The sequence below is a fragment of the Oceanibacterium hippocampi genome, assembly GCF_900172325.1.
Taxonomy (GTDB): Bacteria; Pseudomonadota; Alphaproteobacteria; order Sneathiellales; family Sneathiellaceae; genus Oceanibacterium; species Oceanibacterium hippocampi.
The window spans coordinates 1,461,193-1,474,569 of sequence record NZ_FWFR01000001.1; the positions used below are offsets into that span (position 1 = coordinate 1,461,193).

The following is a 13,377-nucleotide window of genomic DNA, read 5'->3' on the forward strand; positions in this document are numbered from 1 at the left end:
AATCGTCTATGATGCCGGCCCCGATGCAGCAACCGATTTCCGCACGAACAAGAGCCGGCAAGCCAGTGTCAGATGCAGCCTTCGAATCCGTCAACGAGGACGGCGCTTCCGATATCATCCTCATTTGCGACCACGCCTCCCGCGCGGTGCCGGCGGACCTGGCCGATCTCGGCCTCGAGACCGACCTGCTGTGGCGACATATCGCCTGGGATATCGGTGCGGCCGACGTGGCGCGCCGGCTCGCCGGTTATCTGGACGCGCCGGCCATGCTCTCCTGCTTCTCGCGACTGGTGATCGATCCCAACCGTTTCCTCGATGACCCGAGCTCGATCCCCGAGGTCAGCGACGGGATCGAGGTTCCCGGCAATGCCGGGCTCGACCGGGCCGCCCGGGAGGATCGGGCGGCGCGCTTCTTCCGTCCCTATCACGAGGCGGTTTCCGCGATGCGCAGCCGGGTGATGGCGCGAACGAAGCTGCCGGCGCTGGTCTCGGTGCACAGTTTCACGCCGGTGATGGACGGGTTCGAGCGCCCCTGGCACGTCGGCGTGCTCTGGGACCAGGATGACCGCATCGCCGCCCCGCTGCTCCGCCACCTGCGTGCCGAGAGCGGCCTCGTGATCGGCGACAACCAGCCCTACAGCGCGCGCCAGCCGTTCGGCTATTCGACCGAGACACACGCGGTCGCCCACGGGCTGCCCCATGTCGTGCTCGAGATCCGCCAGGACCTGATCGATACCCGCCATGGCGCCGAGACATATGCCCGGCTGCTCGCGGAGGCGTTCCGCGCTATCCTGCCCGGGGCGATCAGAAACGGGGATGACAATGGGGCGAGGCGTTAGCGAACCGGCCTGGACTGTCGGGATCGAGGAAGAATATCTGATCGTCGATCCGGACAGCCGCAACCTCGCGGCCGATCCGCCTGAATCGATCTGGGGCGAATGCGAGCGCCGCCTCGCCGGCCAGCAGGTTTCGCCGGAGTTCCTGCGCAGCCAGATCGAGATCGGCACGCCGGTCTGCGCCAACATCGGCGAGGCCCGCGAAAGCCTGGTTCATCTTCGCCGCACGGTTGCCGAGGTGGTCGGCGAGCACGGCCTGGCGCTGATCGCGGCCTCGACCCACCCGTTCGCCGAATGGGACCATCAGAAACATACCGGCAAGGCGCGATACGACGAGATCGCCCGCGACCTGCAGGCGGTGGTCCGGCGCCTGCTGATCTGCGGCATGCATGTCCATGTCGGGATCGACAACAAGGACCTGCGCATCGACCTGATGAACCAGGTCGTCTATTTCCTCCCGCACCTGCTGGCGCTCTCGACCTCCTCGCCGTTCTGGCGCGGCCAGGAAACCGGGCTCCGCTCCTACCGGCTCACCGTCTTCGACGCCCTGCCGCGGACCGGGTTCCCGGACCAGTTCGGATCGTTCAGCGAGTATCAGCGGCTGGTCGACACCCTGGTCGAGGCGGGCTGCATCGAGGACGGCACCAAGCTCTGGTGGGACGTCCGCCCCTCGGCCCGCTATCCGACGATCGAGATGCGCATCGCCGATGTCTGCACCCGGGTCGAGGATGCGCTGACCGTCGCCGCCCTGTTCGTCTGCCTGCTGCGCATGCTCTACCGGCTGCGCCGCCGCAACCAGCGCTGGCGGGTCTATCCGCCGTCGCTGATCGCCGAGAACCGCTGGCTCGCCCAGCGTCACGGCGAGACCGCCGGGCTGATCGATTTCGGTTTGCCGTCGAAGGTGCCGTTCGCCGACCTGCTCGAGGAGATCATCGATCTCGTGGCCGAGGATGCCGAGCATCTGGGCTGCACCAAGGAAGTCCTTCATGCTCGGGAGATCGTCCGCCGCGGCACCTCGGCCGGCCGCCAGCTCGTCGTCTACCAGGAGGCGAAGGCCGCCGGCGCCGACCAGGCCGAGGCGCTCCGCGCAGTCGTCGACATGCTGATCCGCGAAACCCTGGCGGTCGGGGACTGAACCTGCCCGAACGTCCGTTTCGCCCGCTTGCCGGGCAGCCTCGCGACATCGCGCGCGGTGTGGTTGCCGCGTGGCACGGGGCGGGTTATGTAGTCAGGCAATCATCAGCGGGGTGGCATATGCGTGCCATCCGCGACGATCGGAGGACGAAAAGATGGACGACAGGACCCAGATGGAGCTCGAGGCAGCCGCCTTCCGCCGGCTCCGGGATCACCTTCGCGGCCGCACCGACGTGCAGAATATCGACCTCATGAATCTGGCCGGTTTCTGCCGGAACTGCCTGTCGAACTGGTATCGGGAAGCAGCCGAGGAGAAGGGCATCGCGCTCGACAAGGCCGAGGCCCGGGAGATCGTCTACGGCATGCCGTATGACGAATGGCGTAGCCGCTATCAGACCGAGGCGAATGCGGATAAACTGACGGCATTCGAGAAGAGCCGGCCGCAGGAGCGGTAACGCGATCCGAGCTTTCACGGGGGGAGCTTCGACGCCGGGCGCGCCATCGGCGCGCGTCGGCCGATTGAAACAGCGTTCGGCCAGCGGACCCGGCCGGACGGTGCGTAGCGAGGGGTGAACGATGATCGAGCAAGTGCTGCGGCCGCTGACGGCCGGGCTTTTCATGGCGACCATGCTGGCTGCCGTGCCTGTCATGGCGCAGGAGAAGGAACCGATTACCACGTCGGGCGACAGCGACGGTTCGCTTGGCGGGACGTTCTCGGGGATCTTCGGCTCGAAGGCGGGTACCGAGACCAGGAACACGTCGGGCGATACCAACAGCCCCGATATCAACGCCGCGATACAGGAGGCCTATAACGGGCCGAAGGCGCGGATCGCGGTGGCCCGCTTCACCGACAAGACCGGTTCGGGCTGGTACAACGGCGCGATCGGCGACGGCATGGCCGACCAGCTGACCACTGCGCTGTTCCATTCCAACCGCTTCATCGTGCTGGAGCGGCAGACCCTCGGCGATGTCCTCCAGGAACAGGACCTCGGTGCTTCGGGGCGGGTGCGTGAAAGCACCGCCGCCCGGATCGGCGAGATCGAGGGTGCCGAGATTCTCATCACCGCGGCCGTCACCGAATTCGAGGGCAAGGCGTCCGGCGGCGGCGGTGGCGCCGGCGGCGGCCTGCTCGGCAGCTTCGGCACCATTCTCGGCGCCGTCGCCAGCAGCTACAGCCGCGCCCACATCGCCATCGACCTCCGGCTGATCGATACCCGGACCTCGCGCATCGTCGCCGCGACCTCGATCGAGGGCGAGGCGACCGACGTCAGCATGGGCGCGGCGCTCGGCGGTGCCGCCGGTGGTGGTGCCCTCGGCGGCGCGCTCGGCGGCTGGAAGAACACACCGGTGGAAAAGGCACTGCGCATCGTCATCCGCGATGCGGTCGCCTATATCTCGACCAAGATGCCGGCCCAGTATTACCGCGTCGGTCCGGACGGCCGGCAGATGCAGCCGCAGACCGCGGCGATCGCCCCGGCGCCGGCCGCCGTCTCTGCGCCCGCCGCCTCGAACGACCGGGCGAACGCCCCGAACTACGATGCCGGCACGGTGGTCCGCGTCAGCTCGGATTCGCTCAACGCCCGCAGCGGACCGGGGACCCAGTTCGACAAGGTCTTCTCGAACCCGCAGGGCACGCCGCTTCTCGTGCTCGCGCAGAGCGGCACCTGGGTCCAGGTCAAGCGCCAGGACGGCCAGGTCGGCTGGGTGGCGAGCTGGCTGACCTATCCGGACGGAACCCTGAACGAGGCGAGCTTCATGCAGGCCGCCGCGCCGGCCCAGGCGCCCGAGACGCGGGAAGCCGCGCCGCAGGCCGTGACCGCCCCGGCCCCTGCCGCGGTGACCGCGCCGGCGCCCGCTCCGGCGGCGGCCGCGGTCGATCCGGAGAGCCCGGCGGCCCGGCTCACCAAGCTGAAGAACCTCTTCGACCAGGGCCTGATCGACCAGCAGCTCTACGACGAGAAGCGCCGCAAGATCCTCGAGGAGCTTTAATCCGGGCGACGCCCGCCGGGCGGGGCGACGATTGCCCTTTGCACCGGCGGGCGGGCGCGGCTAAGGTGCCGGCCGCGCGGCCAGCCGGTCGCGTCCAATCCTGTGACCGTGTCTGAAGGAGCATCCCGCCATGACGGATGTGGGCGGCGTCGCCGCGGAACGCCTGCGCTCGTTCATCGAGCGCATCGAACGGCTCGAGGAAGAGAAGAAGGTCCTCGCCGACGACATCAAGGAAGTCTTCGCCGAAGCCAAGGGCGAGGGCTTCGATACCAAGATCATGCGCCAGGTGATCCGGCTCCGGAAGATGGACAAGGCGTCCTACCAGGAAATGGAAACCCTGCTCGACGTCTACAAGCATGCCCTCGGCATGGTCGACGGCGGCGTGATCGACGAGGAGATCGACGCGGCCTGAACGCCGATCTCGATCCACGCGCCGGCGCCGGCCGCCGCCTCCGCGTGTGCTCGGCCCTTAACCTCGCGCATCGGTTGGACTATCCTGTCGCCGACAGGGAGACGCCATGCGCAAGGTCGGGCCCGACGCGGCCGGTTTCGCCGCCTTCACGATTTGCGAGCTGCTGATCCAGCGGCTGATCCTCGACGGCCGGCTGAGCGGCGCCGAGGCGCGTGACCTGCTGGAGGTCGCGGCGCTCCGCCACGAGGACAGTGCCGTCGGCGACGAGGCCGCCCTGAACGGCGACGCGGCCTACCTGATCCGTCGCCTGGTGCGCGGCCTGAAGCCACTGCTCGACCGCGACGGCGCGGGCCCGGCCGAGGCGCCTGCACCCGCGCCGGACCGGGCCGGGATCGACGGCTGAGGAAGTCGCCTTGGGGTCAGGCGGTCGCGGGGTCCGGCAGGCGGCGCGCCTGCCTCATGAAGCGGCCGATATAGAGCAGGCAGACGAGCAGGAGTGCCGCCGCGAGGCTGGTCCAGATCGCCTGGCTGCCATGACCCGCCGCGATCCCGAAATACCAGGCAGAGCAGAGCCCGAGGCCGAGATAGCAGACGATCGCGATCAGCATCGGCACGCGCGTATCCTTGTAACCCCTGAGCACGCCGAGCGTGGTCACCTGCAGCGCGTCGACCAGGTGGAAGAGGGCGGCGAAGGCGAGCAGCGAGACGGCGAGCGTCGCGGTCGGCTCGGTCGCCGGGCTCGGCGCGCCGAGGAACAGGCCGACGATCGGCCGGCCGAGGAACAGGAAGCCCGCGATCGGCAGGAGCGCGAACGAGGCCGAGAGCGCCAGCGCCGTCCAGCCGGCCCGGCGCGCCGCCGGCCGGTCGCCGGCGCCGACCGCGTAGCCGACCCGGACCGTCGCCGCCTGGCCGATCCCGAGCGGGATCATGTAGATCACGGCGACGCATTGCACGGCGATGGCGTGGGCGGCGAGCGCGGTGGTGCCGAGCAGGCCCATGAGCAGCGCCGCGGCCAGGAAGGCGCCGATCTCCGAAAGCTGGGTGATGCCGATTGGCAGGCCGAGCCGGAAGATGCGCGCCAGTTCCGGCCAGTCGGCGCGCCAGAACCGGGCGAGCAGCCGGTAGCGGCGGAAGCGCCGGTCGGCAAGCACGACGCCGGCGAGCGCCAGGAACATCGCCACGTTGACGAAGGCGCTGGCCAGCCCGGCGCCGACCAGGCCGAGGGCCGGGCTGCCGAAATGGCCGAACATCAGGGCATAGTCGAGCAGGGCGTTCAGCAGGATGCCGCCGAGCGCGACGATCAGCGTGGCGCGCGGCCGGGAATGGGCGGCGAGAAACTCCGCCAGCACCATGAACCAGTAGCCGGGCAGCAGCCCGACCGTCATCACCTGGAGGTAGGGCGCGCCGGCGGCGACGATGTCCGGCTGCTGGCCGAGCAGCAGGAACAGCGGCTCGATCTGCCAGATGACGAGGGTCGCCGGGGCGGCCAGGATGATCGCCGCCCAGAAGCCCTGGCGCACCGTGCGGCGAACCTGCCGGTAGCGCCGCGCGCCCAGGTGATGGGCGATCATCGGTGCGACCGCGGCGAGCAGGCCGAGCGAGAAGAATTCGACGAAGCCGTAGAAATGCCCGGCCAGCGAACCGGCGGCCAGCGCATCCGGCCCGAGCCGGCCCATCATGATGCCGTCGGTCAGGACCAGCGCCATGAAGGAGAGCTGGGTCAGCGCCAGCGGCGTGGCCAGCCGCACCATGCCGCCCGCCTCGGCAAGCCAGCCGGTGGCGTGCGCGGCCGTCTGCCGTTTCGGATCGCTGATCTGCTCGCTCGTGGTCACGACGAATAATCCGCTTCGATCGGTTCGGGAATGCGCAAGGCCGGTACGGGGCCGAAGGCTGGAGAAACCCGGTCGGAACGGTTGCTGGTCGGAAGAGGGTCGGTCGCGCGCGTCAGGGCCGGCATTGTGCCGGCGTCGGGTCTGGCCTGCCCTGGGGCCGTGTCAGGCGGTGCGCGTGTCCATGCCGCTCCTATTAGCCGAGGCGGATATGCCGGTCAAGATCGGCAATGGCCGAAGTGGGAGGGGCAGGGGAGGGTTCGACCCTCCCTTCCTGCGTCTGCCGGCAATCTGGAATGTTGCTCGATAAGCGGCCGGCTCGTCACCTGGATGGATCAGCGCCGCCAAGCCCCCCGTTCCGCGTGCCTCGCCTTGCGCCTTCATCCCGATGTCGGCTCGTTCAGAACTTCTCGACCCAGGGGCGGAGCTCGATCTCCTGGCTCCAGGCCGAGCGGTCCTGGCAGTGAAGCTGCCAGTAGGCCTCGGCGATCGCGTCCGGCTCGAGCCGGGCACCGCCCTCGTCGACACCGATGCCGCCGTCGATCACCACGTGGGCGACGTGGATGCCCTGCGGGTGCAGTTCGCGGGCCATCGACTGGGCAAGCGCGCGGAGCGCGAACTTGCCGCCGGCGAAGGCGGCCGACTGGGCGAACGACTTGACGCTGGCGGTCGCCCCGGTGAACAGGATCGTGCCCTGCTTGCGCGGCAGCATGACGCGCGCCGCCTCGCGCCCGAGCAGGAAGCCGCCGAGCGCGGAGGCTTCCCACGCCTTGCGGTATTCCTCGGCCGGAAGTTCCGCGATCGGTGAGCGGTAGCGGCCGCTGGCATTATGCACGGCGACCCGGATCGGTCCGATCTCGCCCTCGACCCGCCCGACGAGCGCGGTGACGGCCTCTTCGTCGGTGCCGTCGCAGGCGAAGGCCCGCGCGCCGTCGATCCCGGCGGCGATGTCCTTCACCTTCGCCTCGGTGCGCGAGGCAATGACCGGGATCAGCCCGCCGGCGGCGAAGCGACGGGCCAGCGCCGCGCCCAGTCCGGGTCCGGCGCCGACGATGAGGGCGGTTTCCTTGGCCATGGTCGTTCAGGTCCCCTTCTGCCGGTCCGGTGGGCCTATTCCGCCGCCTTGACCGCGGATGCCGGATCGCGGAAGGCGCCGAGCAGCTCGGCCTCCTTCTTCCGGGCCGCGGCCAGGTGCCGGTCCTTGACATGGCCGTAGCCGCGGATCTCTTCCGGGATGCGGGCGACGGCGACGGCAAGACCGTGATTGGCCGGCGTCAGGCCGCCGATCAGCCGCTCGACGGTCGCCTCGTAGTCGCGGATCAGCTTGCGCTCGGTCTTCCGCTCCTCGGTCCGGCCGAACGGGTCGAGCGGGGTCGCGCGCAGGAACTTCAGGCGGGCGAGCACGCGGAAGGCCTTGAACATCCAGGGACCGTAGGTCCGCTTCTCCGGCGCCCCGGTGGCGGGATCGCGCTTGGCGAGGATCGGCGGGGCGAGATGGAACTCGATCCGGTAGTCGCCGGCGAACTGGGCGGCGAGCTTCTCCTCGAAGCGGCCGTCGGTATAGAGCCGGGCGACCTCGTACTCGTCCTTGTAGGCCATCAGCTTGAAGGCATAGCGGGCGACCGCCTCGGCGAGGCCGTGCCGGCCCGGGGTCTTCTCGGCCTCGGCAGCGGCGACCTTGTCGACCAGGGCGCGGTAGCGCCGGGCGTAGCGGGCATTCTGGTAGGCGGTCAGGTAATCGCTGCGGAAGGCGACGATCTCCTCCAGCGTCTTCGCCGCCGGCCGCGGCCTGAGCGGGGTCACGACCGGGTCGATGATCCGGTTGACCCGCTCGATGTCGTGGGCCGCGGCACGGCCCCAGCCGAAGGTCTTGAGGTTGGCCTCGACGGCGACGCCGTTCAGGCGGATGGCATCCTCGATCGAGCTTCGCCGGAGCGGCAGCAGGCCCTTCTGCCAGGCATAGCCGAGCAGGAACAGGTTGGTCGCGATGGCGTCGCCGGCCAGCGCCGTGGCGATCTCGGTGGCCTCGATGAAGGTCGTCGCGTCCTCGCCGGCGGCAAGCTCGATGGCGCGACGGATCTCGTCCTCGTGCCAGTCGGCGTCGGGGTTGAGGGTGAAGTCCATGGTCGGCGTCTTGTGGGTGTTGATCAGCGCCCGGGTCACGCCGTCGCGGCAGCGGGTCACCGAATCGGCCGAGGCGGCGACCACCGAATCGAAGCCGAGCAGCAGGTCGCTCTCGCCGGCGGCGATGCGGACGGCGGCGATATCCTCGCGCGCGTTCGCGATCTGGACATGGCTGAGCACGGCGCCGCCCTTCTGGGCGAGACCGGCCTGGTCGAGCACCGAGACACCCTTGCCCTCGATATGGCCGGCCATCCCGATCAGCGCGCTGACCGTGACGACGCCGGTGCCGCCGATGCCGGCGAGCAGGATCCGGTAGGGTTCCTCGCGGGCCGGCGGCAGTTCCGGTTCCGGCACGCCGTCCAGCGGGTCGGTATCGGCGGCGGCCCGGGTCTTGGCGAGCGTGCCGCCATGCACGGTGACGAAGCTCGGGCAGAAGCCCTCGACGCAGGAATAGTCCTTGTTGCAGGTCGACTGGTTGATCCGCCGCTTGCGCCCGAGCTCGGTCTCGACCGGCTCGACCGACAGGCAGTTCGACTTGACCGAGCAGTCGCCGCAGCCTTCGCAGACCTGTTCGTTGATGAAGACCCGCTTGGCCGGATCGGGGAAGGTGCCGCGCTTGCGCCGGCGCCGTTTCTCGGCGGCGCAGGTCTGGTCGTAGATCAGCACCGTGCAGCCCTCGGTCTCGCGCAACTCGCGCTGGACATGGTCGAGGGCGCGCCGGTGATGCACGGCGATCCCCGCCGGCAGGCCGGCGACCGCGCCGCCGGATTCGTATTTCTCGGGCTCGTCGGTGACGACGACGATGCGCTTCACGCCTTCCGCCGCGACCTGGCGCGCGATGGTCGGGACCGACAGGCCGCCCTCGACCGGCTGCCCGCCGGTCATGGCGACGGCGTCGTTGTAGAGGAGCTTGTAGGTGATGTTGACGCCGGCCGCGACCGAGGCGCGGATCGCCAGCAGGCCGGAATGGTTGTAGGTGCCGTCGCCCAGGTTCGCGAACAGATGCTTCTCGGCCGTGAACGGCGCCTGGCCGATCCACGGCACGCCCTCGCCGCCCATCTGGGTGAAGGTCGAGGTCTCCCGGTCCATCCAGATCGTCATGTAGTGGCAGCCGATGCCGGCCATGGCGCGGCTGCCCTCGGGCACCCGGGTCGAGGTATTGTGCGGGCAGCCCGAGCAGAAATAGGGCGTGCGCGAGATTTCCGCCGGATCGTTCCTGAGCTGCAGGGCCTTGGCCTCGAGGAACGCAAGCCGGTCCTTGATCCGCGACGAGGTGTAGAAGCGGCCGATCCGCTCGGCCACGACCCGGGCGATCAGCGCCGGGTTGAGGTCGCCGTCCGCCGGCAGCAGGATGTTGCGGTTCTCGTCATACTTGCCGACGATCGACGGCCGGACGCCCGGATCCCAGTTGTAGAGCTGTTCCTTGAGCTGGTTCTCGATCAGCGCCCTCTTCTCCTCGACCACGATGACCTGGTCGAGGCCCTCGGCGAAGCGCCGCGCGCCGGTCGGCTCGAGCGGCCAGGGCATGCCGACCTTGTAGACCCGGAGGCCGATTTCGCGGGCATGGTCGGCGTCGATGCCGAGATCGGCGAGCGCCTGCATGACGTCCAGGTAGGCCTTGCCGGTGGTGATGATGCCGAGCCGCGGTTTCGGGCTGTCGATGACCGTGCGGTCGAGGCCGTTCACCCGGGCGAATTCGCGGGCCGCCAGCACCTTGTAGGTATGCAGCCGGCGTTCCTGCTCGAAGCGGTCGTCCGGCCAGCGGATGTTGAGCCCGTCGGCCGGCATGTCGAAATCCGGGGTGACGAGCTTGTAGTTCTCCGGATCGATCACGACCGAGGCCGATCCCTCGACCGTCTCGGAAATCGCCTTGAAGCCGACCCAGCAGCCGGAGAAGCGCGACATCGCGAAGCCGAGCACGCCGTAGTCGAGGAATTCCTGCACCGTCGCCGGATGCAGCACGGGCATCATCCAGCTGGCGAAATTGTGATCGCTCTGGTGCGCCAGCGTCGAGGAGACCGCCGCGTGGTCGTCGCCGGCGATGACCAGGACGCCGCCATGCTTCGAGGAGCCGGCGGCATTGCCGTGACGGAAGACGTCGCCGGACCGGTCGACGCCCGGCCCCTTGCCGTACCAGATGCCGAAGACGCCGTCATAGGTCGCGTCCTTGTACAGGTTGACCTGCTGGCTGCCCCAGACCGCCGTGGCCGCCAGGTCCTCGTTGAGGCCGGGCTGGAAAACGACGTGGTTCTCCTTGAGATGCGGCCGCGCGCGCCATAGCTCCTGGTCGTAGCCGCCAAGCGGCGATCCCCGGTAGCCCGAGATGAAACCGGCCGTGTTCAGGCCGTTTGCCAGATCGATCTGGCGCTGCAGCAGGGGCAGGCGGACGAGCGCCTGGGTGCCGGTCAGATAGACGACGCCCCTGGGCAGGAGATACTTGTCGTCGAGCGAGACGGTTTGGGGCGCTACCAAGGCTTCAGCGGACGCGGACATCGATTCTCCTCCAGCCTCATGGTTTAGAATCTAGGGTCGGATGACCGGAAAAATAGGTAAACAATATTGACCTAAATGACAAGCCTCTCCGTCGTCTCGCGCCGGCGGCCCGGCGAACGCCGCCGAACCGCGCGGGCAGCGCGTTACACACTGTTACCCGAAAGCGAATGACTGTCCGGTATTTTCCATCACCCTCATGATTTCGCATAATGTTTCCGTCAGCCGCTTGCGGCCTGGCACCGGAGGTGCCGCAACCATGGGACCACGATACCGCACGATCTCGCTCCCGGACGTCCTGGACAGCCTGGACCAGGGTATCGGCGTGTTCGATCCCGATCTGAGGCTCGCTGCCTGGAACGACCGGCTGATCGCGCTCATGGAGCTGCCGGACGGTCTCGCCGAAGTCGGCCGGCCGATCGGGGACCTGATCCGTTTCGGTGCAGAGCGGGGCGATTACGGCGCCGGCGAGCCGGAAGCGCTTCTTGCGTTCCAGCTGGGCGCCATCCGGCGTGGCGATACGTTCCGACACGAGCGCCTCCTGCCGGATGGGACCCGCCTCGAGGTTGTCCGCAAACCGCTGCCGGGCGGCGGCGCGTGCGTCACCTGCACCGACATCACGGCGGTCCGTGCGCGCGAGCATGAGCTGGAGGAGCGTAGCGGCCAGTTCGAGTTCGTGCTCGACCAGGCGCCGAGCGGCATCTGCCTGAAGGACCTCGAGGGCCGGTATCTCTACGTCAACCGGGCATTCGCCGACCTCTACGGCTATGCGGCGCAGCGCCTTCTTGGCCGCACCGCGCAGGATCTCTTTCCGGCGCCGGTGGCCGAAATCCACACGCGCCTCGAATCGAAAGTGGTCGAGAGCGGCGAGGCCCAGGAACAGATTGTCGATGCGGTGTTCGCCGACGGTATCGTTCGTCCGATCCTCGCGCACAAGTTCCCGATCTACGGCGAGGGCGGCAGGATCGTCGGCGTGGGCACGATCTTCACCGACATCTCGGGTACCAAACGGGCCGACGAGCGGATCCGCGCCCGCGACGCCTGGCTCGGCGCCATTCTCGACAATGCCCCGATCGAGATCATCCTGAAGGACAAGGAAGGCCGCATCCAGGCGGTCAGCCGCAATGTCGCCGAGGAGATCGGCCGTCCGCCCGACGCGCTGATCGGACTGCGGACACGCGACTACCTGCCGCCGGAGATCGCGACGATCTACGAGGAGGCGGACCGCCGGGTGATCGAAACCGGCGAACCCTATCAGCAGGAGGTCGAGGAAAGCGCCGATGGCAAGGTGCGGACCTTCCTGAACGCCAAGTTTCCGCTCCGCGACGAGAATGGCGAGATCATCGGCGTCTGTTCGATAGTCAGCGACGTGACCGACCAGAAGGAGGCCGAGGAACGTTTCCGCCAGGCCCAGAAGATGGAGGCGGTGGGCCAGCTCACCGGCGGCGTGGCCCATGACTTCAACAATCTGCTCGCGGTCATCCAGGGCAATGCCGAACTGATCAGCGAACGCTCGTCCGATCTCGCCGATGCGGCCCGGCCCATTCTTCGCGCCGCCGAGCGGGGCGCCGAACTGACCCAGCGGCTGCTCGCCTTCTCTCGCCGCCAGCCGCTCCGCCCGCGGCCGGTCGATCTCCGCTCGCTGGTCGCCGGCGTCGAGGAGATGCTCGTCCGCACGCTCGGCGAGACGATCGAGATCGAGAGCCGGGCGACCGGCGGTCTCTGGATGGCGCTTGCCGATCCCGGGCAGATCGAGAACGCGATCATCAACCTCGCGATCAATGCCCGCGACGCGATGCCGAACGGCGGGCGGCTCTGCATCGCCAGCGAGAACCGGCGCATCGGTGCCGACGAGGTCGGTCCCGACGGCCTGCCGGCGCCGGGCGATTATGTCATGCTGTCGGTCATCGACGATGGCCTCGGCATGAGCGCCGATGTCGCGAGCCATGTCTTCGAACCCTTCTTCACCACCAAGGAGGTCGGCAAGGGCTCGGGCCTCGGGCTCTCGATGGTATACGGATTCGCGCAGCAGTCCGGCGGCCATGTGGAGATCGAGAGCGCGCCGGGCAAGGGCACGACGGTGCGCCTTCTCCTGCCGCGCTTCGGCGCCGCCGCGATCCACCGGGTCGACGGCCTCTACGAGGATATCCCGCTCGGCAGCGGCGAGAACATCCTGCTGATCGAATCCGACAGTGACCTGCGCGCCTTCACGCGGCGGATGCTCGAGGGGCTGGGCTACCGGGTGTTCGCCGTCGGCGAGGCCGAGGCCGCGACCGAGGCGCTTGAGGCCGGCACGCCGGTCGACCTGATCCTGGCCGACGCGATCCCGGGCGGTGGCGGCGCGGGTACCGACATCGCCGCCGCGGCGCGAATGGCCCGGCCCGGCCTGCCGGTGCTCTACATGTCCGGTCCGGGTCCGGCCGATGCCGTCGCGCCGGCCCGCCATGCCGAACGCGAATCCTTCCCGCACCGGATCGACAAGCCGTTCCGCCGACCGGCGCTGGCGCGCGCCCTGCGCCGGGTTCTCGACGGCGAGGCGGATGCCCTGCTCCGCTAATCATGC

General features: G+C 68.9%; 10 protein-coding genes. 7 read left to right on the plus strand and 3 right to left on the minus strand.

Going from position 1 to position 13,377, the window contains the following annotated elements; genetic code table 11:
- Positions 1-65 precede the first annotated feature (65 nt).
- The 6 genes from OCH7691_RS06930 to OCH7691_RS06955 all read left to right on the plus strand — a co-directional run bounded on the left by OCH7691_RS06930 (position 66) and on the right by OCH7691_RS06955 (position 4,774).
- Positions 66-839, plus strand: a complete 774-nt coding sequence (locus OCH7691_RS06930; RefSeq protein WP_217807837.1) for an N-formylglutamate amidohydrolase — start codon at positions 66-68, stop codon at positions 837-839.
- Positions 823-1,971 carry a carboxylate-amine ligase gene (locus tag OCH7691_RS06935; protein ID WP_139839564.1) on the plus strand — a complete coding sequence of 383 codons (1,149 nt, stop codon included), beginning with the start codon at positions 823-825 and terminating at the stop codon, positions 1,969-1,971. Before OCH7691_RS06930 ends, OCH7691_RS06935 begins: the two co-directional genes overlap by 17 nt.
- 154 nt (positions 1,972-2,125) lie before the next feature.
- Entirely contained in the window at positions 2,126-2,425 is a 300-nt protein-coding gene (locus OCH7691_RS06940; protein WP_085882617.1) for a DUF1244 domain-containing protein, read from the plus strand.
- Between the two features lie 121 nt (positions 2,426-2,546).
- Complete coding sequence (locus OCH7691_RS23215) at positions 2,547-3,959, plus strand: CsgG/HfaB family protein (protein ID WP_176244950.1); 1,413 nt, start codon at positions 2,547-2,549, stop codon at positions 3,957-3,959.
- Positions 3,960-4,089: 130 nt separating this feature from the next.
- Positions 4,090-4,371, plus strand: a complete 282-nt coding sequence (locus OCH7691_RS06950) for a DUF2312 domain-containing protein (protein WP_085882618.1) — start codon at positions 4,090-4,092, stop codon at positions 4,369-4,371.
- 106 nt (positions 4,372-4,477) lie between these two features.
- Positions 4,478-4,774, plus strand: coding sequence for a hypothetical protein (locus tag OCH7691_RS06955; protein WP_085882619.1), 297 nt, complete (start codon positions 4,478-4,480; stop codon positions 4,772-4,774).
- A gap of 16 nt (positions 4,775-4,790) precedes the next feature.
- On the opposite strand, the gene OCH7691_RS06960 is transcribed toward OCH7691_RS06955, so the two are convergent.
- From OCH7691_RS06960 to OCH7691_RS06970, 3 genes are all read right to left on the minus strand, one after another.
- Entirely contained in the window at positions 4,791-6,203 is a 1,413-nt protein-coding gene (locus OCH7691_RS06960) for an MATE family efflux transporter (protein WP_085882620.1), read from the minus strand.
- Between the two features lie 397 nt (positions 6,204-6,600).
- Positions 6,601-7,275, minus strand: a complete 675-nt coding sequence (locus OCH7691_RS06965; RefSeq protein ID WP_085882621.1) for an SDR family NAD(P)-dependent oxidoreductase — start codon at positions 7,273-7,275, stop codon at positions 6,601-6,603.
- Between the two features lie 35 nt (positions 7,276-7,310).
- Positions 7,311-10,817, minus strand: coding sequence for an indolepyruvate ferredoxin oxidoreductase family protein (locus OCH7691_RS06970; protein WP_085882622.1), 3,507 nt, complete (start codon positions 10,815-10,817; stop codon positions 7,311-7,313).
- Positions 10,818-11,073: 256 nt separating this feature from the next.
- Between OCH7691_RS06970 and OCH7691_RS06975 the strand changes: the two genes are divergently transcribed.
- Positions 11,074-13,371 (plus strand): PAS domain-containing protein, encoded by a 2,298-nt coding sequence (locus OCH7691_RS06975; RefSeq protein ID WP_176244951.1) that lies wholly within the window; start codon positions 11,074-11,076, stop codon positions 13,369-13,371.
- Positions 13,372-13,377 lie beyond the last annotated feature (6 nt).

Coding starts and splice junctions, on each gene's coding strand:
- OCH7691_RS06935 (WP_139839564.1), top strand. CDS start 823: ATGGGGCGAGGCGTTAGCGAACCGGCCTGGACTGTCGGGATCGAGGAA.
- OCH7691_RS06940 (WP_085882617.1), top strand. CDS start 2,126: ATGGACGACAGGACCCAGATGGAGCTCGAGGCAGCCGCCTTCCGCCGG.
- OCH7691_RS23215 (WP_176244950.1), top strand. CDS start 2,547: ATGATCGAGCAAGTGCTGCGGCCGCTGACGGCCGGGCTTTTCATGGCG.
- OCH7691_RS06950 (WP_085882618.1), top strand. CDS start 4,090: ATGACGGATGTGGGCGGCGTCGCCGCGGAACGCCTGCGCTCGTTCATC.
- OCH7691_RS06955 (WP_085882619.1), top strand. CDS start 4,478: ATGCGCAAGGTCGGGCCCGACGCGGCCGGTTTCGCCGCCTTCACGATT.
- OCH7691_RS06965 (WP_085882621.1), bottom strand. CDS start 7,275: ATGGCCAAGGAAACCGCCCTCATCGTCGGCGCCGGACCCGGACTGGGC.
- OCH7691_RS06970 (WP_085882622.1), bottom strand. CDS start 10,817: ATGTCCGCGTCCGCTGAAGCCTTGGTAGCGCCCCAAACCGTCTCGCTC.
- OCH7691_RS06975 (WP_176244951.1), top strand. CDS start 11,074: ATGGGACCACGATACCGCACGATCTCGCTCCCGGACGTCCTGGACAGC.